Annotated in this window: 23 protein-coding genes and 1 tRNA gene; 11 read left to right on the top strand and 13 right to left on the bottom strand. The window is 41.3% G+C overall.

The features are described 5' to 3' along the window. From CYP77_RS04730 to CYP77_RS04720, 3 genes are all read left to right on the top strand, one after another. Nucleotides 1-1,016, top strand: a 1,016-nt coding sequence (locus CYP77_RS04730; RefSeq protein ID WP_181001949.1) for a PepSY-associated TM helix domain-containing protein, incomplete at its 5' end; no start/stop codon positions are given. Further along, nucleotides 997-3,126, top strand: coding sequence for a TonB-dependent siderophore receptor (locus tag CYP77_RS04725; protein WP_103567787.1), 2,130 nt, complete (start codon nucleotides 997-999; stop codon nucleotides 3,124-3,126). The genes CYP77_RS04730 and CYP77_RS04725, both read left to right, overlap by 20 nt. Nucleotides 3,127-3,222: 96 nt before the next feature. Then, the gene (locus tag CYP77_RS04720) at nucleotides 3,223-3,735 is read left to right on the top strand and encodes a chemotaxis protein (protein WP_103567788.1); all 513 of its coding nucleotides are present in this window, start codon (nucleotides 3,223-3,225) and stop codon (nucleotides 3,733-3,735) included. Here the strand turns inward: CYP77_RS04720 and CYP77_RS10150 are convergent. The 8 genes from CYP77_RS10150 to CYP77_RS04690 all read right to left on the bottom strand — a co-directional run bounded on the left by CYP77_RS10150 (nucleotide 3,732) and on the right by CYP77_RS04690 (nucleotide 9,534). Then, on the bottom strand, nucleotides 3,732-4,097 hold the full coding sequence (locus CYP77_RS10150) for a hypothetical protein (protein ID WP_258032437.1): 366 nt from the start codon (nucleotides 4,095-4,097) through the stop codon (nucleotides 3,732-3,734). The two genes, CYP77_RS04720 and CYP77_RS10150, sit on opposite strands and share 4 nt — an antisense overlap. Nucleotides 4,098-4,106: 9 nt before the next feature. Further along, nucleotides 4,107-5,306, bottom strand: a complete 1,200-nt coding sequence (locus tag CYP77_RS04715; protein WP_258032438.1) for a cation:proton antiporter — start codon at nucleotides 5,304-5,306, stop codon at nucleotides 4,107-4,109. Nucleotides 5,307-5,486: 180 nt separating this feature from the next. Then, nucleotides 5,487-6,110 carry a hypothetical protein gene (locus tag CYP77_RS10085; RefSeq protein WP_219809400.1) on the bottom strand — a complete coding sequence of 208 codons (624 nt, stop codon included), beginning with the start codon at nucleotides 6,108-6,110 and terminating at the stop codon, nucleotides 5,487-5,489. Nucleotides 6,111-6,135: 25 nt separating this feature from the next. Next, nucleotides 6,136-6,549, bottom strand: coding sequence for a type I restriction endonuclease (locus tag CYP77_RS10080; protein ID WP_219809399.1), 414 nt, complete (start codon nucleotides 6,547-6,549; stop codon nucleotides 6,136-6,138). A gap of 105 nt (nucleotides 6,550-6,654) precedes the next feature. Further along, nucleotides 6,655-6,742: transfer RNA gene (locus CYP77_RS04705), tRNA-Ser, on the bottom strand. A 43-nt stretch (nucleotides 6,743-6,785) separates the two neighbouring features. Then, entirely contained in the window at nucleotides 6,786-7,268 is a 483-nt protein-coding gene (locus CYP77_RS04700; protein WP_103567789.1) for a GNAT family N-acetyltransferase, read from the bottom strand. 2 nt (nucleotides 7,269-7,270) lie between these two features. Further along, nucleotides 7,271-8,074 carry a M48 family metallopeptidase gene (locus tag CYP77_RS04695; protein WP_103567790.1) on the bottom strand — a complete coding sequence of 268 codons (804 nt, stop codon included), beginning with the start codon at nucleotides 8,072-8,074 and terminating at the stop codon, nucleotides 7,271-7,273. A 491-nt stretch (nucleotides 8,075-8,565) separates the two neighbouring features. Next, nucleotides 8,566-9,534: a putative transporter gene (locus CYP77_RS04690; RefSeq protein ID WP_103567791.1), complete on the bottom strand. Its 969-nt coding sequence runs from the start codon at nucleotides 9,532-9,534 to the stop codon at nucleotides 8,566-8,568. Between the two features lie 109 nt (nucleotides 9,535-9,643). Between CYP77_RS04690 and CYP77_RS04685 the strand changes: the two genes are divergently transcribed. Then, on the top strand, nucleotides 9,644-10,090 hold the full coding sequence (locus CYP77_RS04685) for a DUF411 domain-containing protein (RefSeq protein ID WP_021090169.1): 447 nt from the start codon (nucleotides 9,644-9,646) through the stop codon (nucleotides 10,088-10,090). Nucleotides 10,091-10,129: 39 nt separating this feature from the next. Here the strand turns inward: CYP77_RS04685 and CYP77_RS04680 are convergent, their stop codons facing one another. Continuing rightward, nucleotides 10,130-11,443, bottom strand: coding sequence for a sodium-dependent transporter (locus CYP77_RS04680; protein WP_103567792.1), 1,314 nt, complete (start codon nucleotides 11,441-11,443; stop codon nucleotides 10,130-10,132). Between the two features lie 170 nt (nucleotides 11,444-11,613). Between CYP77_RS04680 and CYP77_RS04675 the strand changes: the two genes are divergently transcribed. Then, on the top strand, nucleotides 11,614-12,954 hold the full coding sequence (locus CYP77_RS04675; RefSeq protein WP_103567793.1) for a hemolysin family protein: 1,341 nt from the start codon (nucleotides 11,614-11,616) through the stop codon (nucleotides 12,952-12,954). A 430-nt stretch (nucleotides 12,955-13,384) separates the two neighbouring features. On the opposite strand, the gene CYP77_RS04670 is transcribed toward CYP77_RS04675, so the two are convergent. From CYP77_RS04670 to CYP77_RS04660, 3 genes are read right to left on the bottom strand one after another with little or no spacing between them, the layout of a single operon-like run. Continuing rightward, nucleotides 13,385-14,041: a sugar transporter gene (locus CYP77_RS04670; protein ID WP_103567794.1), complete on the bottom strand. Its 657-nt coding sequence runs from the start codon at nucleotides 14,039-14,041 to the stop codon at nucleotides 13,385-13,387. 9 nt (nucleotides 14,042-14,050) lie between these two features. Beyond that, nucleotides 14,051-14,941 carry a DUF3137 domain-containing protein gene (locus tag CYP77_RS04665; protein ID WP_103567795.1) on the bottom strand — a complete coding sequence of 297 codons (891 nt, stop codon included), beginning with the start codon at nucleotides 14,939-14,941 and terminating at the stop codon, nucleotides 14,051-14,053. A gap of 10 nt (nucleotides 14,942-14,951) precedes the next feature. Next, nucleotides 14,952-15,515 (bottom strand): LemA family protein, encoded by a 564-nt coding sequence (locus CYP77_RS04660; protein ID WP_103567796.1) that lies wholly within the window; start codon nucleotides 15,513-15,515, stop codon nucleotides 14,952-14,954. Between the two features lie 158 nt (nucleotides 15,516-15,673). Between CYP77_RS04660 and CYP77_RS04655 the strand changes: the two genes are divergently transcribed. The 4 genes from CYP77_RS04655 to CYP77_RS09955 are packed head-to-tail and all read left to right on the top strand — an operon-like array spanning nucleotide 15,674 to nucleotide 17,672. Beyond that, nucleotides 15,674-16,519, top strand: a complete 846-nt coding sequence (locus tag CYP77_RS04655; protein WP_009295312.1) for a fumarate hydratase — start codon at nucleotides 15,674-15,676, stop codon at nucleotides 16,517-16,519. A 9-nt stretch (nucleotides 16,520-16,528) separates the two neighbouring features. Beyond that, nucleotides 16,529-17,089: a Fe-S-containing hydro-lyase gene (locus tag CYP77_RS04650; protein ID WP_021092611.1), complete on the top strand. Its 561-nt coding sequence runs from the start codon at nucleotides 16,529-16,531 to the stop codon at nucleotides 17,087-17,089. 43 nt (nucleotides 17,090-17,132) lie between these two features. Then, nucleotides 17,133-17,300 (top strand): hypothetical protein, encoded by a 168-nt coding sequence (locus CYP77_RS09960; RefSeq protein WP_181001467.1) that lies wholly within the window; start codon nucleotides 17,133-17,135, stop codon nucleotides 17,298-17,300. A 39-nt stretch (nucleotides 17,301-17,339) separates the two neighbouring features. Then, the gene (locus CYP77_RS09955) at nucleotides 17,340-17,672 is read left to right on the top strand and encodes a hypothetical protein (RefSeq protein ID WP_181001468.1); all 333 of its coding nucleotides are present in this window, start codon (nucleotides 17,340-17,342) and stop codon (nucleotides 17,670-17,672) included. Here CYP77_RS09955 and CYP77_RS04640 read toward each other — a convergent pair. Further along, complete coding sequence (locus CYP77_RS04640; protein ID WP_103567797.1) at nucleotides 17,650-18,123, bottom strand: cysteine permease; 474 nt, start codon at nucleotides 18,121-18,123, stop codon at nucleotides 17,650-17,652. The genes CYP77_RS09955 and CYP77_RS04640 overlap by 23 nt on opposite strands. Nucleotides 18,124-18,217: 94 nt before the next feature. Between CYP77_RS04640 and CYP77_RS04635 the strand changes: the two genes are divergently transcribed. Further along, the gene (locus tag CYP77_RS04635; RefSeq protein ID WP_103567798.1) at nucleotides 18,218-18,592 is read left to right on the top strand and encodes a RidA family protein; all 375 of its coding nucleotides are present in this window, start codon (nucleotides 18,218-18,220) and stop codon (nucleotides 18,590-18,592) included. Nucleotides 18,593-18,678: 86 nt separating this feature from the next. Beyond that, nucleotides 18,679-19,708, top strand: a 1,030-nt coding sequence (locus tag CYP77_RS04630) for a retention module-containing protein (protein ID WP_141090834.1), incomplete at its 3' end; no start/stop codon positions are given.

The following is a 19,708-nucleotide window of genomic DNA, read 5'->3' as shown; positions in this document are numbered from 1 at the left end:
GCTTTAGCGGTGCGATCCTCGTTTATAAAGACGAGCTAAACAGCCTTTTTATCCCAAATATCGTAAATGTAAATTTAAACAAAGAAAATTTAAGCAAAAGGATTAGCTTTGATGAGCTAAGAAATATCATCGCAAGCAAGTTTGGCGGCTACGAGATGGTTGGTATAAATATCGATGCAAACCCTAAAAAGTGTGACAAAATTTGGCTAATCGAGCACAACGACAGCAAAAAAGAGTGGAAATTTATCTATTTTGATGCTTTTAGTGGCAAGATAAAGAGCGAGCCACTTGCGCACGATGAGGGATTTTTCGGGGTTTTGGCGCATATCCATGAGGAGCTTCTTCTTGGAAAAAGTGGCAACATTATCCTCTTTTTAACAGCTATTTTTACATTTTTTATCTGCATTAGCGGCTTTGTGATCTACCGTAAATTTTGGCTAACTCTGCTTAGACTGCGCGTAAATGGGCTAAATGTTTTCATGAATGACATCCACAAGATAATAGGAATTTTTTGCACACCAGTTTTACTGCTCATTTGCATAAGCGGCGCTTGGTGGGAATTTAGGATGGCACGCATGCCAGAGTTTAAAAATGACTTCGTAATAGACGCAAAAATTTATAACAAAAGTTTATCCCTTGATGAGCTGGTCGCTAGATCGAAAAAGGACATAAAAGGCTTTGAGCCACACTTCATCTCGCTGCCTTTCATGCAAGGGGCAAACATCCGTATCTTTGGCTATGTGATATGGCAAAGCTTTTTGCATAACGAATACTCAAGCGTGATCACTTATGACAAAGAAAGCGGCAAGCTAGTTAGCGTCTTAGACATAAAAAATGCAAATTTAAGTGAGAAAATCCTCTCGACCTTTAGAAGATCGCACTTTGGAAACTACAACCAAACTACAAAATTTATCTGGTTTATAGTGGGGATCTCGCCGTTAGTTTTGAGCATCTCAGGGCTTTATCTGTGGTTTAGAAAATTTAAAAGGAGAAAAAATGAAAAAAATTTTATTTAGCTTAGTTGCTTTAAATTTGGCGTTGCCTCAAATTTACGCTAGTGAAAATGACAAGGTTTTAGAAGCGGTTGATGTTGTGGAGAGTGAGCGAAGAGACGATGCAAACTACTTTGCAAAAGAGCTTGTAAAGAGCACAACTAGGTTAAATTTAACCTCTCGCCAAACGCCCCAGTCGCTAACTGTGCTAACAGAGGCCAGACTAAAAGATCAAGGCATCAAAGACTATCAAGTGCTTCTTAGAAATATCCCGGGCGTCACGCTAAACAAAATGGACGAGCGCGCATATCCGACGGCTCGTGGCTTTAAGATAGATTATTACTTGCTTGATTCGATGCCTAGCTTTAGCGGCTTTAGTCTTGGCGCATATGATATGAGCTTGCTGCCTTATGAGAGAGTTGAGGTGGTAAAAGGGGCAAATGGCCTACTTGCAGGCGCTGGCAGCCCATCTGCAAGCTTAAATTTCATAAGAAAAAGGGCAGACTCAAAGGAGCTAAAAGGAAATTTTGGTGTAAGTGCTGGCTCATACGATAGATACGGCGTAAATGGCGATGTGCAAACGCCTGTAAATGAGAGCGGAAGCGTCAGAGCGAGGCTTTCATTTATGCATGAGAAGTCGCACTCTTATATGGATTATTACAACCGCAAAAATAGCGCGATTTATGGCGTAGTCGATAGCGACATAGGTGATAGCTCATGGCTTAGTCTTGGTGCGTTTTATCAAGAGCTAAGACGCCGTGGCGTTAGGTGGGGAGGTATGCCAGCTTTTTACACAGATGGCTCTAGGACAAATTTTAGTAAAAATGAAATTTTCTCTCAGCCTTGGACTAGGTGGGACATAAAGACGCTTGATTTTTACGCTGATTTTAAGCACTACTTTGAAAATGAAGCGAGCTTAAATTTAAGCTACTCATTTAGGCGCGCAAATACTGATTCAAATTTACTTTATTACGGCGGACAAGGTAGCAAAGGAGAAGTAAATTTAGACGGCACTGGCAATATAAACGGTCTTTACACCTACGCAAACAAAAGAGAGGAGAATATCCACAACGTCGATGCATACGCAAATATCCCTTACGAGATAGCAAATTTATCTCATGAGTTTGTCTTTGGCGCGATGTATAACAACTATCAAAAAAGTAGCGATAAGGTAAGTAGCTACTTGTTACAAAAGACCAAGCCAGCTGGGATTGCTTATACGGCTAGAAGTAGGATAGACTTTAAAAATTTACACCTTGATGATCCGAAATTTCCTTACGAAGATCAAAACAATAAAGACAAAACGATACAAAAGGCATTTTACGCGGCAAATAAACTATCAATCACCGATGAGCTTAAATTTTTGCTAGGTGCCAGGGTGAGCTACTACAAATACGAGATCGAGGGTGGTAAAGACAATAGAAATTTCACAAATGAGATCACACCATATCTTGGCGTCACTTACGACATCGGAGCAAACCACACTCTATATGCTAGCTACACGAGCATATTTAAACCTCAAACCGTAAAAGATGCAAATGATAAATATCTAGATCCTATCCAAGGCAAAGACTATGAAGTGGGCATCAAAGGCGAGTATCTTGACGGGGCGCTTCAAGCAAGTCTTGGCGTCTTTAAGATCGTGCAAGACAAACTTGGCGTAAAGACTGGCAAGAAAAATCCAGCGACAAATGCCGACATATATGAAGCTGGCAAGGGCGTGACAAGTAAGGGTGTCGAGCTAGATCTAAACGGCGAGATCACTAAAAACTTAAGCCTTAGCTTTGGTGCAACGCACTTTAACGCAAAAGATGCCAAAGGTGAGAAATATGCCACCGACTCATCAAGAAGCACGGCAAATTTATTTGCAAAGTATGAATTTAGAGACTTTAGAGTAGGAGCTGGGGCTATGTATAAGAGCAAAATTTACACCGGCAAGGGCGCAAGCGAGATCACGCAAAAGGGCTATACTTTGGCAAATTTGATGTTTGGATATAAATTTGCTAAAAACTTTGACGTGCAGCTAAATATCGACAATCTCTTTAATAAAAAATACTACGAGGGCATCGGCAGAAACATGATGGTTTATGGCGATCCACGCACCTTTAATCTCAGCTTTAACTATAAGTTTTAGCTAAATTTACTCTAACGCGCCAGCTAAATTTCTAGTTGGCGCCATTCATTTTTTGCATAGTAGGTGTATAATTTCAAAAAAACTAAGGAATTTGCATTGCTTAAAGCGGAAGTGATATATAAATTTTGTATCGTCTGTGCTCTTGCCTGTGGGATCTGCCTGCTTGCATTTACTGGGCTAAATTTCGCCATGGGCGAGTATAATGAGTGGATGATGAGCGCGCACAAATTTGCAGGAGCTTTGATCGTTTGTGCTGTGATCTTGCACCTTTTTAACCGCAGAAGAAAGCTAGTAAAGCTCATAAATGAGATGATCGATGTCACCACGCACCGCAAAAATCCAACGATCTGCAACATGGACCGCATCATCGCCTCGCTTGAGCCTTACAGCATCAGTGAAATTTCACGCATGCTTGGCTTTGACGAGGCCCTGTTTTGCAAGAGTTTGCGCGAAAATGATGTTAAATTTAATAGTCCCAGCCAGACTTTGCGTCAGATCGCACGCATGAATGATGAGAAGATATTTTTCGTGCTCGTTCTCATCGTCGAGGCCAAATTTGGCAAGAGATTTTGCGGCGCGGTAAGCTGCAATGTCGGAAGAAAATTTTAGTGCTCGCTATGCGGCTGCCACCTCTGCTCTTCAAGGTCGATGTGATATAAAAACGTCCTAATGACCTCTTCGTCGATCTTTGGGTCTTTGTTTAGCTCACAAAGCGCCTTTCGCTGCTCATTTAGGATCTCAAAATAGGTCTGCCTGACCTCGTCGCTGATCTCGAAATTTTCATTTGAAAGCTCGAAATTCCAAACTTCTTTGAGTTTCTGAAACAAGAAATTCTCCTCATTGCAAAATTTCTCGCTTTGAAATTTAAGCGAAGCCTCTGCGATCGCCTTTTTTATCTTGATCCTTGCAAGCTCATTTGGCATATGGTCGTTAAAGTCTGGAAATTTCACACTTTTGATGAGCAGTGGCAAGCTTAAGCCCTAAACTACGAGCGTTAGCAAGATCACAACAAAGGTGATAAACAAGATGAGGTCTCTATGCGGAAACGGCTCGCTACCAGCCATGGCAGGGATAGAAAGTGCTGCAGCCAGCGAGACTACTCCCCTCATGCCAGCCCAGCCGACGATAAATGGTGTGGCTTTGCCAGGGTTGCGATCGTCCGCCACGCTGATATAGCGCTTCATAAACATCGTGATATAAACGGCTCCATAAGATGACATGAGGCGGATAACGATGAGCACGGCAGTGACCAAAACGCCGTAAGAGACCGCCTCAAAGAGCGAGACGCCGCTACGCTTTAGCCCTGCTAAAATTTCAGGCAGGTCAAGGCCGATCATGGTAAATGCAAGGCCGTTTAGTAAGAAAATAAAGTTGTTCCAAACTGGCATCGCGTGGATCCTTGCTGAAGCGGTGAAAATTTCATTTCTTTTAGTCGAGAGATAAAGTCCGCCACAAACCACTGCTAAAACGCCGCTAGCGCCAAGCTCCTCAGCCAAGATATACATGATATAAGGCGTCGTGATCGTCATTATCGTGTCGCTGTTTTCATCAGTCGGTAAAATTTTATGTAAAAAATATGCCGCAAGCGCCACAACAAGACCCACTAAAACGCCACCAGCCACCATCCATAAAAAGGTCGTTGCGGCCTTGTACCAGACAAACTGCCCAGTCGTGACCGCAACTGCGGCGAAGCGAAAGATGATAAGCGAGGAGGCATCATTTAAAAGGCTCTCACCCTCCAAAATAGCGCTGATCCTGCGCGGGGCTTTGACAAATTTAAGGATAGCTGCCGTGCTCACCGCGTCTGGTGGCGAGACGATAGCTCCTAACATGAAGCCTAGGGCGAGCGAGAAGCCAGGGATCACTAAATTTGCTATCAAAGCAACTGCTGCTGCGCTTACGAAAACCACGATAAAGGCGAAACTGCCGATCGTACGGCGCCATTTATAGAGCTCTTTTAGCGAGTTTGCCCACGCAGCCTCATAAAGAAGTGGCGGTAAAAATATGATGAAAATAAGCTCAGGATCGATCTTGATACTTGGTAAATTTGGCACGAAGTTAATGGCAAGCCCGCCAAGGACTAATAACACCGGATAGGCGATTTTTAGGCGGTTTGAGACCATCACTAAAGCGATGATGATAGCTAGCAGTGCAAAAACTAGCAGTAAATGTTCGATCATTTTATCTCTTTTTTAGTTTTGTAAATTTGCATTAAATTTGGGAGATTTTAGCACTTTAGGTTTAAATTTTTTAGTCGCTTCGGATTAATTGGCTTTATATAGGTTTAAAATGTGTGAGAGTAAATTTATCTTGGTAGAGCAAAAGCGTAGAGCAAAGGCTCCGCCAAGATCGTTTTGATGCTAATTTTGAGTAGTGTAAAATTTAGCCACTTCGCATAATTTTTCAGAATAGGCATAAATGTCCTCGATCCTATCAAGCTGAAATCTAGTCTCGTTCTTTTCACTATCCATTATGCCTATTTGTTTTTTGTTATCGGTGAAGTATAACCTGCATATCGGCTTTCGGTTATTGTCATTAAAAAACATTGCAAAGTAAGACTGAGCGTCCCTGTATGTTATGTTTTCTACATTTGTGACTGCTGCGAGTATCGCTCTAATGATATAAAAGGCGTCTAACTCCTCTTGTGTGGTTACGATCTTATTTTCGTCTTCTTGAGGTGGCAATGGCTCGGCTTCTTTCTTTGTCTCCTTGTCAAGTGCCGATGTTAGTCTATCTCTTACCATGTCGTTGATGCGCCCAGTAAAGACTGCTTTTAGTAAAGGTATGATCTGCTCGACCCTTTTTTCAGTTGCTACTTGGTCGCTGATCTTTCTAAAAAAGTATGATGCGAATTCTCGACTAGGATTTTCAAGCTCAGCACTCACTACTTTTTCGAGCTGGTTTGTATATTTTAGGTTATTTGCAGTGTTGAAAATATTTTCTAAGTCAAAATTCTTTTTATGAAATTTCTCAAGTTCAAGCACTTGCGTATCTTTTATTTTTGTTATATCAAAAACTTAAAAAAGGAGTTGTGTCCATTATATTTTTCTCTTCTAAGTCGGTATAAAATTTATAATCACGACCATTTGTCAAAATCGCAAATTTAGCCCTGCTAACATTAAAGTATCTAAGTAACTGTGACTCGTTTTTAGCATTTAGCTCAGCGCCTATCTTTTTGCACTCAACCAAAAGAACTGGCTCGTTATTTTGAAAAATAGCATAGTCTATACGCTCGCCTTGTTTTGTGCCAATATCTTGGGTGTATTCTGGCATTACCTCTAATGGGTTAAAAACATCGTAGCCCAAAGCCCTGATAAACGGCATTATAAAAGCATTTTTTGTCGCCTCTTCTGTCGTTATACTAGCTGCTAATTTTTCTATATTATTAGCTATCTCTTTTATTTTTACCTTGACCTCATCCATAAAACACCTCCTGTTTTTGCTGTTTTAATAAGTAGTTTGCTTGTTGTTTTAACGATTAAAGGTAAAGTGAGGGTCAAAAAAATTAAAGAGTTGCGGGCACTATTCTGGCGGGTAGAGAGAGATTCGAACTCTCGGTGAGTTGCCCCACACACGCGTTCCAGGCGTGCTCCTTAAACCGCTCGGACATCTACCCAAGAAGAAGGTGATTATATCTTCATTTGCTTAATGCTTGGCTTTTAGAGCTTTAGCCCCAAGATAACGACATCTTTATACTCGCCATCCATCAGGCAAACGCCAGGCAGTTCGCCCCATTTTTCAAAGCCAAATTTCAAAAATAGCCCAAGGCTTGCTTCGTTTTTGCTAAAGATTAGTGCGATGACGTTTTTTAAATTTAGCCCTCTAGCTTCATTTAAGCTGTGGGCTAAAAGCTGCTTGCCGATCCCCTTTTTAAGGGCTTTTTTAGCGACATAGATGCTTATCTCTACGCTTATATCGTAAGCGATCTTGGGATTAAAGTCACTTAGCGAGCAGTAGCCTAAAATTTCATCATTTTCTTTGTAGATAAAGATAGGGCGCGAGCCGCCGTGGGCGTTAAACCAAGGCTCTCGCTCCTTTGTGCTAACTGGCCGCAAGTCTGCAGTCGCAGTTCTTTCTAAGATGTATTCGTTATAAATTTGCGTGATTGCAGGAAGATCGCTCGGCTTTGCCCGTAAGATCAAGCCTAGCCCCTTTTTGCCGCCTGATAGACTGGTTCAAGCTTGGCCGCGACCTCTTTTAGGTCTTTTATCCTGCTCTCGTTTGATGGGTGAGTGCTTAAGATTTCAGGTATTTTGCCAACATTCATCTTGCTCATTTTAACCCAAACTTCGACCGCTTCTTTTGGATCATACCCAGCTCTTGCCATTAGCTCAGTGCCGATGCGATCGGCCTCGGTCTCGTGTGAGCGAGAAAATGGCATTGAGATGGTGTATTGCGTGGCTAAGCCTAATGCACTTGCTCCAAGATCGCCAAGACCAGCAACAGTTGCTACCGCAAGGATGCCTATACCTGTTAGCTGGTCGGTGCTAGCTTGCTCTCTGCCGTGCTCTCTAAGCGCGTGGGCGATCTCGTGGCCCATGACCGCTGCCAGCTGCGCATCTGTCAAATTTAGCTTTTTAATAATACCACTATAAACGACGATCCTGCCACCTGGCATGCACCAAGCATTTAGCGTATCTTCGTTGATGACATTTACTTGCCACTTCCATTTTAAGGCGTCCTCTCTGAAAACGCCAGTTTGCGCGATCAGCCTTTTTGCGATATCTTGAACCCTTTTTGTGAGGATCGGATCGACATTTAGCTCGCCCTTGCTTCTAGCAGCTGTGAGCGTCTTAACATAAGCTTGAGCTGAACTTTGCTCCATCGCTTCAGCCGATACTAGCATAAATTGTTTTCGATCTATGCCGACAGCGCCTGATTTTGTGACACTTGTGCAGCCGGTGATAAGCATGCTAGCTGTTAATAATGTAAGTAAAATTTTTTTCATTTTCATCCTTTTTGGATTAAAATTTGGCGTATTATAGCTTGTGTTGGATATGCATTGTTAAACGAGGGGTGAAATTTAATTTTTGCGATTTCAAAAATAGAAATTTACTATTTTGCAAATTTTAAACTTTCACTCACCATTAAGAATTAACTACTAAAATTACTCGAAATTTATCTGAATATAAACCGCATGCGGCACGATAGTGCCATTGCATGCACCTCTAACGTCGTCGGGGTTAGGGGATTGTTAAGGGGGAAGGAGCTCTTTTGCTTCGCAAGCTCGCAACTGCAAGCAGACCGTAATTTAAGTCCCCTTGTCTCCCTTTTGATAAATTTATATCTCAAAGCAAATTTTAAAATTCCATTCACTCGCAAGAGTTGGCTACTAAAATTTTGGCTTCGCTTACAGCTTAGCTCAAATTTTAGAGCCGAAACTGCTCGTTCATGAAATTTTAAAAGTTATCCGAGTTTCTTCAGCATATAAATTTGCTCCTACGCTTTATAGTCTATATTTCTCTCAAATTCTCTCAAACGCTTATTGACCGATCTTAGCTCTGTTATCGTCGTCCAGTTATCTATAAAGACGCTAAAACTCTCTCTGACCTGCGAGAAGGCATTGCTAGCTTGGATCAAAACACCAAGCGTGATGACACCGCTAAATAGGCCATTTCCCATGATGATGTAAGGGACGATGACTAAAATTTGCGAAAACGAGATGAGCCAAAGATTGAAGTAGCCGTAGTGCAAAAATAGCTTGTAGTAGTTTAGCTTGACCCCTGTAAAAAGCTCTAGCATGACGTTTGGCTGGCAAAATTTGAGCTTATCATCCTCGCCATAAACTAGCTCTTTTCTAAAGGCTGCCTCTGCTTTTTGGTTGTTATACTCAAGATGTGGTAGCTTTATGCCTACAAACCACGATACGATGAGGCCTCCGATGCTAATTAGTAGAGCGATATAAACCAGCGAGCCATTGATATCTTTGATGTAAGGTAGGCTCACACTCTTGCTTAGCTCCCAAAGCACCGGTATAAAGGCGATGAGCGTCATAAATGCCTTTAGAACCTGCACGCCAAGGCTCTCCATGATCTTAGCAAAGCGGTAGATGTCCTCTTGGATACGCTGCGAGCTACCCTCGATGTCATTTTGGCAGTTTCGCCAAAATTTGAGGTATTTAAAGGTCATCGCCTCCCTCCAGCGAAAGACCCAGTGGCTCGCAAAGAACGATATCACCGTGTAGGTCACGACGTAAGGCATGGCGATCTTTATGAAATTTAATATCTCGCGCCAAAACTCATCTACTTTGTGATCCTTTGAGTTTTGCACGATGTCGTAGAAATTTTTATACCACTCGTTGATGCGAACGTTTAGATGCGTTTGATAGACAAGTAGTAAGATGATAAATATCGCTCCGCCGTAAGCCCAAAGCGCCCATTTTTTGTCTTTGAAAAATGATGAAAACATAAAGTGCCTTTTGTAAATTTTGGCAATTATAGCAGGCAAGGTTTAAGCATTTATATAAAATTTAAACCAAAACTATATCATTTTGCAAATTTTAACGTAAAGGAAAATGATGAAGAAATTTGCATTTTTAGCTCTTAGTCTTTGTGCGACCTTGGCGCTTGCGGCCGATATGAAGGTCTATAAAAGCCCAACTTGTGGTTGTTGTGGCAACTGGGCCAATGCTATGCAAAAAGCTGGCTTTAGCGAAGAGACCATAAAAGTAGATGATATGGTCAAGGTCAAAAAAGAATTTCACGTGCCACTAGAGCTTTCAAGCTGCCATACAGCTATCGTTGATGGTTACGTCATCGAGGGTCACGTGCCAGCTGATGAGGTCAAGCGCCTGCTTGAGCTTAAACCAAAAGATGTCGTTGGTATCGCAGTGCCTGGCATGCCTATGGAGAGTCAGGGTATGGAGCAAGGCGGCAAAGCCGAGCAATACGACGTCATACTCTTTAAAAAAGATGGCTCGCAAGAGGTCTTTGCTACTTATATCGGCTCTAAAAAGTTAAAATAACTTCAAATTTAGACTTAGCTCGTCTTTTGATGGGCTAAGTTAAAAAGAAATTCCCTTGCTAATGGCGATGATGCATAGCAAAAAGGCTATTGGCACATAGATAAATTTACCCACAAAGTACCAAAATGAGCCGTAAGTTTTATTTGCTCCTGAATTTACTTCGTCTAAAATTTCTTCTTTTTTAATGATCCAAAACCAAGATATTGCGCCGATGACTGCGCCGATTGGGATGATGTAGATAGAGACAAAGTCCATCCAAGGTCCCCAGCTGCTAATAGGCTCCATAAACGCTCCAAACCCAAAGCAAACCACGCAAAGCAGAGCAAGCACCCAAAATCTACTAAGGCGCGGAAATTTATGCATAAGCGACTCAGCCACGACCTCAAACATATTTTGAAGTGAGGTGATACCGCCAAAGATGACTGCGGTAAATAGTATGATCGCAAAAATTTGACCGCCGATCATATTTTGTAAAATTTTAGGAAGCGTTACGAAAAGTAGCTTTGGACCCTCAGCTGGATCCATAGCGTAGGCAAAGACCGCTGGGATCATGACAAGCGCTGCTACAAGCGCTGCAAGCGTGTCAAAAAATGCCGTAGTTTTGGCACTTTCTACGATGTCTTCATCTTTTGAAAGATATGCTCCATAAACTATCATGCCAGAACCCGTGATAGAGAGCGAGAAAAAGGCTTGACCCATCGCAGTGACCCATACCATCGGATCTTCAAGCTTGCTAAAGTCAGGGATAAATAGAAATTTATACCCCTCAAATGCGTTTGGTAGCATCGCAACATTTATAGCCAAAATGGCAAATAACACGAAAAATAGTGGCATCATTATTTTATTAGTCTTTTCGATGCTTTTTGCTCCAAAAAATAGCGTAAGAAGCGTGCCAATAATGACTATGAAGTGATATGGCAGGACTGAGTACTCATGAAGCGCAAATGAGTTAAACCAAACATTTGTATCAACGCTCATAAATGAGCCAGTAAGCGCCTGAGTAAGGGCCTTTAGCACGTAAGCGATGATGACAGCGTAGCCTATGGCTATGCAAAGTGAGCCAGCAAGTGGAAGCCAGCCGATGATACTGCCTATGACGCCTAAATTTCTACTTTGCCAAGCAAATTTATATGATCCTAGCGTGCCAGTCTTTGCTCGCCTGCCGACCGCATACTCGGCGCTTAAACCAACGTATGAAAAAAGAGCTACAAAAAAAACGTAGATGAGCAAAAACGCTCCGCCACCATTTGTACCAAGTTTGTAAGGAAAGCCCCAAACATTTGCCATACCAACGGCTGAACCAACTGAGGCTAGTATAAACGCCCAGCGTGATGAAAAATTCTTTTTGCTCATTGTAAAATCCATAAATTTAGTGATGAAAATAATGTTACCAAAATATGATTTAAGAACTTTTTATAAATCTTAAATTTAAGAAACGTTGTTACTTTTGGGCGTGGCTAATTTGACCGCTAAATATAAATTCGCTATAATCAGCCAAAATTTTTAACTCTTAAGGATCATAATTGTACCCCAGTAGCGATAACTCGCTTTTAATGGTAATACTTGCCATTATATTCATTTTACTAAACGCATTTTTTGTTTTGTCGGAATTTTCCCTTGTCAAGGTTCGCAAGTCTAGACTTGAAGAGCTTATCAAAGAGAAAAAGCCAAACGCCCAGCTTGCCTTTGAGATGTCAAACAAGCTTGATACCTATCTTAGTGCCACTCAGCTTGGCATCACGCTAAGCTCACTCGCCCTTGGTTGGATCGGTGAGCCAGCAGTCGCAAGGCTCATAGAAGCCCCACTTAAAAATGTTTTTAATCTTAGCGATATCTTAGTTCATACAGTCGGCTTTGCGATCGCATTTACGCTTATCACGCTACTTCACGTCGTTATGGGCGAGCTTGTGCCAAAGTCAGTCGCCATAGCCAAATCAGAATCAGCAGTGCTTAAAATCGCTCGTCCGCTTCACTTTTTCTGGATACTTTTTTCGCCTATCATAAAGCTTTTTGATATCCTAGCTACATTTGGACTTAAAATTTTAGGCATCCAGCCAGCAAAAGAGAATGAGCTAGCACACTCTGAAGAGGAGATCAAGATCATCGTTGGCGAGAGCTTAAAGGGCGGTGTGCTTGATAGTTTTGAGACTGAGCTTATCAAAAATGCAGTTGATTTTAGTGACACGGTCGCAAAAGAGATCATGACGCCAAGACGCGACATGATCTGCATAAATAAACAAAAGAGCTTTGAAGAGAATTTACAAGTCGTTTTTGAGTCAAAATATACTCGCTATCCTTATATAGATGGCTCAAAAGATATCATTTTAGGCATGATACACATTAGAGATATCTTGCAGCTACACTTTAGTGAGGAAAAAGAGAAGAGCTTTGATGCGATCGTGCGTAAATTTGTCATCGTGCCTGAGAGCCTTTCTATATCAAAAGTGCTTGTGATGATGAACAAAGAGCAAATTTCGGCTGCTCTTGTCGTTGATGAGTATGGCGGCACGGCTGGACTTCTTACGATGGAAGATATCATGGAGGAGGTGCTTGGCGACTTCAACGACGAGCACGATGAGGTCGATCAGCACTATAAAAAGATAAATGAAAATATCTATGAATTTCAAGGCAGATACGACTTAGAGAGCGTTGAAGAGGTCCTTGGCATAAGCTTTGATGAAGAGACCGATCAAGTAACGATCGGCGGATATGTTTTTAATCTCATCGGTCGTTTGCCAGTTGTGGGCGACAAGATCGAGGATGAAAACTGCTACTACGAGGTGAGAAAGATGGATGGAGCTAGCATCTCACGCGTAAAAGTTAGAAAAAAGATAAAAGAAGAAGAGGAGCCTGCTCAGGCTTAGTTTATAAATTTAATGGCTTTTTTGGCCATTAAATTTAACCTCGCAAAATCATAAAAAATAGAGCAAATTTTTAAGTAGCATAAAGGCTCTAAGCCCTTAAATTTAACTTTTAAAACCACAAAATTTAAAGCGACACCACCTTTTTAAATAGCTCTCTAAAAACATTACCACCACCTTTTTCGTAAATTTGGTTATAAATTTTAAAATGGCTTGCGAGTTTTAAAATTTATACTGCTTGCAAAAGTAGCCATTTGAGTGATCTTGTTTGTGATATTTAAATTTACTAAAGCTAGTTAGCCTTGGCGGGGAGATATGATGTCACGAATTTTCGTCATAAATTTCTCTATAACGCTCATCTAGGCTGCAACAAGAGAGTCAAATTTTCTTTTGTTAAACCTTAAACAACGCCTCTTAATAGCTTTTTTGTAGTCTAGTTTTTATCTTGATAAAAGCGTGCTAGATCTTTGCCGTGCTTTAATGCTAGCTCGTAGTAGGGCGTGTCTGGGTCCTCGCCTATCATCTCATAGAGCTTTTTACGAAGCTCTGGTAAAAGGCGAAGATCGCTATAATCTATCCTCTCTTTATATGCTGGCAAGCCTTGTAAAAGCAGGGCATTTGAGTAGTTTATGCCGCCAGTTTTGCTGCCAGTAATGTTAAATTCATTCTCATATTGCGTGCGGGTTAAGCTTGTTGGTATGCTAAGCTCTCCTCGTTGTAGGCAAATTTTGTCATTGCTACTGACGATATACTCTGGAAATTCTAACTCTTGGTAGTTGATATTTTCGTGATCATAATAGACCCACTCCATAGCATCTTTATTTTTGCGGTTGAAACTGCTTTTGTAGATGAAGCTTCCCGGGATGATAAATTCACGGCTTTTTAGCACCGGCGTATCTGCTATATCTTTATAAACAGCAACCAAGTAGCAATCACTAAAAAAATCAAGCGGCCAAAGAAGGCCCTCATTTGCTTGCTTTACAAGGCGGTTTTTAATATCAACTAAGATTTTGCCAAAAAAATATCTCTTGTAGTAGTCATTATAGACGTAAAATATGTCGCCCTCTTTGAGTTTTGTCTTGTCTGGCATTTTATAAATTTAGCTCTTCCAGATGTTTTTATTTAGCTCCAGATCACGCATGATCTGCGAAAAGTCACTGATGCTAGAGATGTAGTTTTGCACGCTCTCGTTGCTGTTTATCGGCTTTTTAAGATCAGGCTCAAAGCTATCCTTTCTAAGGTCGATCGCAATGAAAATTTCATTTTTTAAAAACACTGCTGAGAGCGGGGCGTCAAATTTAGTTCTTAGAGTAGTGAAATTTTCCATCAGCTTTGGCGTCAGAGCGTATCTAGCTGCGATCTGATCGGTCGTGTAGGTCTTAAAGAGCTCGTTAAATTTGGGGTTATCCATCGTCGCTTGCTCGCCCTCGCTTCTTAGATCAGATGTTCGCTTTTTGTCGCAGACATAGATCGTGGCATTTAGCTCTTTTTTAAACTCAGCCTTTAGCAAAATGCCTTGAAATTTCACTGTTGTAGTGGTGCGTTTCTCGCCTTTTACCTCTTTTGCTGCATAAAAATCGCAAAGCTTAAACTGCGTGTTATCGATCTGCCCGTAGATCATATCCTCTGCGTAGTGTCTATTTACGTCAGCGTCATAAATTTTTAAAAAATCATTCAAACTTAGTCCGCCATTTGCGCTGAAATTTAGACCATAGTTTTTTACGATGACGCCAACTACTTTTTGTTTAAATTTTGCTACAAGTTCGTTTTTTAGCCCATTTATCGTCTTGCCAAGATAAAAAACTCCGCCGATTAACAAAAAGAAAAATAAATTTCCAAGGTGCAGTGACGCCAAAAAACCAGTTGCAACTATGATGCCAAGGAAGCCATAAACGATCATTTTAAAGGCTTTTTGCCCCATGGCAAGACGCTCTTTTTCAAGCTCGTCAAGGTCGCTTAGATCGATGCCTTTTAGTTCGTCTGCTTGCATTTTTTATGCCTTATTTTTTAAAAAGATCACCGACGTTTGGAGCAGCTGCTTCATTTTCAGGGATATCAAAAAACACATCTTTGTGAAAGCCAAACATTGAAGCTACGATGTTTGAAGGAAACATCTGCGTGGCGTTGTTGTAAATTTCAACAGCTGAGTTGTAGGCACGGCGCGCAGCTGAAATTTGCTCTTCAACCTCGTTTAAAGTGCTTTGAATTTGAAGTAAATTTTGATTTGCTTTTAGATCAGGGTAGTTTTCTACGCTCACTCTAAGGCCATTTAGCAAGCCTGAAATTTTATTATTTAGCTCAAATTTCTCCTCATTTGTTGATGCGCTTCTAGCGCTTTCTCTAAGGGCAGTGATGTTTTCTAATAAGCTTTTTTCATGCACCATGTACTCTTTTGCAGTGGCTACTAAATTTGGTATGAGGTCATATCTTCTTTTTAGCTGCGCGTCGATGCCAGCCTCCACGCTTTTTACCTGGTTTTGCTTTGCAACAAGTGAGTTGTAAAGGCTGATGAAAAAGACAAAAATGACTGCGATAACAAGTATCACGATGACTAACGAATTCATAACTTTTCCTTTGAAATTTAAGTTTGTTGTAGTTTATCCAAAGTTGCTTAAGAGTATTTAAACACCGATGGTGGGTGGTTAAATTTAATATTATAATTTAATCTTAAATTTTACATATAATTTATATAATTAAAAATTGTTTTTTACGAGGAGGATAAATGAGAACGGTAAACGTAAAAGATATAAAAGAGACTGTTGCAAAGCTTTGCAAACAAGCCTGTTACGTCGTTACACCAGATCTAAAGGCTGCTTTTACAAAAGCTCAAACCACTGAGAGCTCATCTCTAGGTAAAGATATCTTGGGCAAAATTTTGCAAAATGCCAAGCTAGCAGAAGAGGGCGTTGCGCCTATTTGTCAAGATACAGGTATGACAGTTGTCTTTGTAGAGATCGGTCAAGACGTGCATATAGAAGGCGGATATATCGAAGATGCGATCAATGAGGGCGTTGCGAAGGGCTACACCGAGGGCTATCTTAGAAAATCAGTCGTTGCTGAGCCACTTTTTGAGAGAAAAAACACTACAAACAACACCCCAGCCGTCATCCACACTAGGATCGTCCCAGGCGATAAGCTAAAGATAAAAGTCGCTCCAAAGGGCTTTGGTAGTGAGAACAAATCAATACTAAAAATGCTTGTGCCAGCTGATGGCATAGAGGGCGTTAAAAAAGTATTTTTAGAGGCTGTAAAATACGCTGGACCAAACGCTTGCCCTCCAATGACGATAGGCGTTGGCATAGGTGGCACTATGGATAAAGCAGCACTTCTAGCTAAACAAGCTGCAGTTCGTCCAGTAGATAGCAAAAACGCCGATGCAAGATATGCAAAACTTGAAGATGAGCTTCTTGAACTTGCTAGCAAAACAGGCGTCGGTCCTCAAGGACTTGGCGGCGATACAACCGCTATAAAAGTAAATGTCGAGTGGTATCCAACTCACATCGCAGGCCTACCAGTAGCCATAAATATCAACTGCCACGCTGCACGTCACGCAGACGCCGAGCTTTAAGGAGATAACATGTCAGAAGTCAAAAGAATAACAGCACCATTTGATAAAGAGGTGGTAAAAAGCCTAAAAGCAGGCGACAATGTCCTAATATCAGGCACTATCATCGCTGCTCGTGACGCCGCTCACAAGGCGCTAACAGAGGCTCTAGCACGCGGCGAGAAGTTGCCAGTTGAGCTAAAGGGCGAGACTATCTACTACGTCGGACCAACACCAGCTAAGCCAAACCAAGCTATCGGCGCAGCAGGCCCAACAACAAGCGGTAGAATGGACAAATACACACCAACTATGATCAATGAAGTTGGCATAAATGGCATGATCGGTAAGGGCTACCGAAACGACGCCGTAGTCGAGGCTATGAAAAAATCATGCTGTGTTTATATGGTCGCTATCGGCGGTATCGGAGCGGTCATTAGCCAAAGTATCAAAAAATACGAAGTCTTGGCATATCCAGAGCTAGGACCAGAGGCAGTTGCAAGGCTCACAGTAGAGGACTTCCCAGCGATAGTCGCTATCGACTGCGAGGGCAATAACTTCTACGAAGTCGGTCAAGCACCTTATAAAAAGATCTAAATTTGATCCGCTAGCAACCTAAGCTAGCGGAATTTCTCCCAAAATGAAAACTTTTTGCAACGATCAAGCAAAGAATTTGCTCAAATTTTTTACCAAAACCAAAAGCGAGCTAGTAAATTTAAAGCTAAAGCAAATTTTAAATGAGGGCTTTATCTCAAAACCACAAGGGATATTTTTAAAAGCTGCCATAAGAAAAAGGCAGAAATTTTAAGAAAATAAGACGCAAAATGAGTGGTCGCTAAATGAGATAGTGGTCTTTGAAAGCGAGTATGAGAGCCCTGAAGAGTATTTTAGCGATGTGGGGTCGTTTGTTGTGAAATTAGCTGATAAACTTAGAACAAGTGGCATTAGCGAGGAGATGGTCTTTGCTGTTTCGTTTCAGGCGCTGCAGTTTATCACGCTGGATAAGGAGCAGTTTAAATTTATCTACGAGGACTACGACGAGAGCACAAACTCAGCTCACATTAAAATTTACGCTAAAAGAGAAAATGATGAAATTTTACTATATAAAGATGGGTGTGGTGGCTACAAAACCGAGGCGCTGATCGTTTACGAGGTGGCTAGTAGTAGCCAAGACACATAGTCTCAGTTAGCTTTATGCGTTTTTCAAAGGGCGCTGGCGAGAAAAATTTGCACTTTTCGATGTAAATCCTATACGAGTAGTTAAGCTCGAAATCATCATAAAATTTCTTTAAATTTAAAAATTTGATACCGCAAATTTCATGAAAATCAAAAAGATCATAAATTTTAGAGCCATTTTTGGCGACAAGGTGCGAAGGGGCAAGCGAGGTAAATGAGCAAAAGACGCCAGTTGGCACAAGACCATTTAACGGCGTGCAAGCCTCTAGTGCGCTTTTAAATTTCTCTGGGACGCTCTTTTTTCTAAGAAAAACGATGCGTGAGTTTTCAAATTTAGCGCTGATCGCATTTTTCCAAAAAAGATAGGCATTTGATGAGATGCCGGCGTTTTTGGCAAGTTGAGCACCAAGCACGTAGTCATCTAAAAATTCATTTGGTGCAAGGGTTATTTGCATCTTTGTCCTTTTGAAATTTTGCTCATTATAGCCTTTGGTGCCTAAAAATTTAGAAATTTATAGTAGGATTTTGCCAAAATTTAAAGGAGAAGATATGAAAAAACAAATTTCAACAAAAAACGCTCCACAAGCGATCGGACCATACTCTCAGGCAATTAGCGCGAATGGATTTTTATTTATCTCAGGTCAGCTTGGCGTTACACCAGATGGTGAGTTTGCAGGTAGTAGTGTAGAGGCGCAAGCGCAGCAATCACTTACAAATTTACAAAACATTTTGGCTGAGGCTGGACTTAGTTTTGATAATGTCGTAAAGACTATGATCTTTTTAGCAGATATGGCAGATTTTGCTAAAGTAAATGTCACATACGCTAAATTTTTCAAAGAGCCATATCCAGCTAGAAGCACGGTGGCTGTGAAGACTTTGCCAAAAGATGCACTTGTAGAAATTGAGGTTATCGCAGCACAATAATGTCACAACTGTACCCAAGTACAATATACAAAGAGGATTAAAATGTCTTAAAATTACGTAAAATTTATTTTACGATAAGGATAGACATGCAAACTCAAGTAGGAGTAATCAAACAAATCTCAGGCTTAGTGGTAGCTGTAGATCAAAATGGCGTTAGCCGCGTTTTAAAAGTTGGCGACGCTTTATATCTTGGGGAGGTTGTAAAAACCTCTTTGGCTTCTTCTAAAGCCGTAGTTTCAATGGACAATGGCAAAGATGTCACTATTTTGGGTGATGAGTCGTTAAAACTTGACGAAAATGTAGTCGCGGGACAAAAACCAAATACCGTAGCGGATGTTAGCGACTTGCAAAAATCGTTGTTAAACGGCGAGGATCTAACAAAACTAGAGGAGACTGCCGCTGGTGGTAACGCAGCCGCAGCTGGTGGCGGAGATGGCGTTAGCCTTGGTGCGGCGTCGTTTGACGAGGGCGGTCACTACTCAAACATCAATGAAAATTTCCGCTCTATAGGTGATCTAAATAGCGCAAGAGGTGCTGAGAGGATAGGCGGTGTAAGTGGCGCAGCTGATAATGCTGGTGGTGACGCTGGTTTTGTAGATACTACTATCCCAACAGTAACTCTAGATCCAATTAATAACACTTCAACAGTAGTAACTGGTAAGGTTCCAAATCCAGATCCAAATACCACTGTAACTGTTGAAATTCCTGGTCATACCCCAGTTACAGTCCCAGTAAATCCTGATGGTACATTTAGTGTTCCTACACCAGATAATGAACCACTAAAACCAGGTACTGAGGTAAAAGTTACTCCAAGCGATGATGCAGGCAATGGTACTCCAGCTACTACTCCAGTATCAGACGTAACTATCCCAACAGTAACTCTAGATCCAATTAATAACACTTCAACAGTAGTAACTGGTAAGGTTCCAAATCCAGATCCAAATACCACTGTAACTGTTGAAATTCCTGGTCATACCCCAGTTACAGTCCCAGTAAATCCTGATGGTACATTTAGTGTTCCTACACCAGATAATGAACCACTAAAACCAGGTACTGAGGTAAAAGTTACTCCAAAAGATGATGCAGGCAATGGTACTCCAGCTACTACTCCAGTAT

Source organism: Campylobacter concisus, assembly GCF_002913865.1.
In the GTDB taxonomy this organism is placed as follows: Bacteria; Campylobacterota; Campylobacteria; order Campylobacterales; family Campylobacteraceae; genus Campylobacter_A; species Campylobacter_A concisus_AM.
This window is presented reverse-complemented; position numbering and strand designations above follow the sequence as displayed.

Bases quoted from the DNA above. Each gene is read 5' to 3' on its own strand.
- CYP77_RS04655 (WP_009295312.1), top strand. From the start codon at position 15,674: ATGAGAACGGTAAACGTAAAAGATATAAAAGAGACTGTTGCAAAGCTT.
- CYP77_RS04670 (WP_103567794.1), bottom strand. From the start codon at position 14,041: ATGCCAGACAAGACAAAACTCAAAGAGGGCGACATATTTTACGTCTAT.
- CYP77_RS10080 (WP_219809399.1), bottom strand. From the start codon at position 6,549: ATGGATGAGGTCAAGGTAAAAATAAAAGAGATAGCTAATAATATAGAA.
- CYP77_RS04680 (WP_103567792.1), bottom strand. From the start codon at position 11,443: ATGAGCAAAAAGAATTTTTCATCACGCTGGGCGTTTATACTAGCCTCA.
- CYP77_RS04695 (WP_103567790.1), bottom strand. From the start codon at position 8,074: ATGAAAAAAATTTTACTTACATTATTAACAGCTAGCATGCTTATCACC.
- CYP77_RS04685 (WP_021090169.1), top strand. From the start codon at position 9,644: ATGAAGAAATTTGCATTTTTAGCTCTTAGTCTTTGTGCGACCTTGGCG.
- CYP77_RS04725 (WP_103567787.1), top strand. From the start codon at position 997: ATGAAAAAAATTTTATTTAGCTTAGTTGCTTTAAATTTGGCGTTGCCT.
- CYP77_RS04640 (WP_103567797.1), bottom strand. From the start codon at position 18,123: ATGCAAATAACCCTTGCACCAAATGAATTTTTAGATGACTACGTGCTT.
- CYP77_RS04715 (WP_258032438.1), bottom strand. From the start codon at position 5,306: ATGATCGAACATTTACTGCTAGTTTTTGCACTGCTAGCTATCATCATC.
- CYP77_RS04635 (WP_103567798.1), top strand. From the start codon at position 18,218: ATGAAAAAACAAATTTCAACAAAAAACGCTCCACAAGCGATCGGACCA.
- CYP77_RS04660 (WP_103567796.1), bottom strand. From the start codon at position 15,515: ATGAATTCGTTAGTCATCGTGATACTTGTTATCGCAGTCATTTTTGTC.
- CYP77_RS09960 (WP_181001467.1), top strand. From the start codon at position 17,133: ATGAAAACTTTTTGCAACGATCAAGCAAAGAATTTGCTCAAATTTTTT.
- CYP77_RS04665 (WP_103567795.1), bottom strand. From the start codon at position 14,941: ATGCAAGCAGACGAACTAAAAGGCATCGATCTAAGCGACCTTGACGAG.
- CYP77_RS04650 (WP_021092611.1), top strand. From the start codon at position 16,529: ATGTCAGAAGTCAAAAGAATAACAGCACCATTTGATAAAGAGGTGGTA.
- CYP77_RS04690 (WP_103567791.1), bottom strand. From the start codon at position 9,534: ATGTTTTCATCATTTTTCAAAGACAAAAAATGGGCGCTTTGGGCTTAC.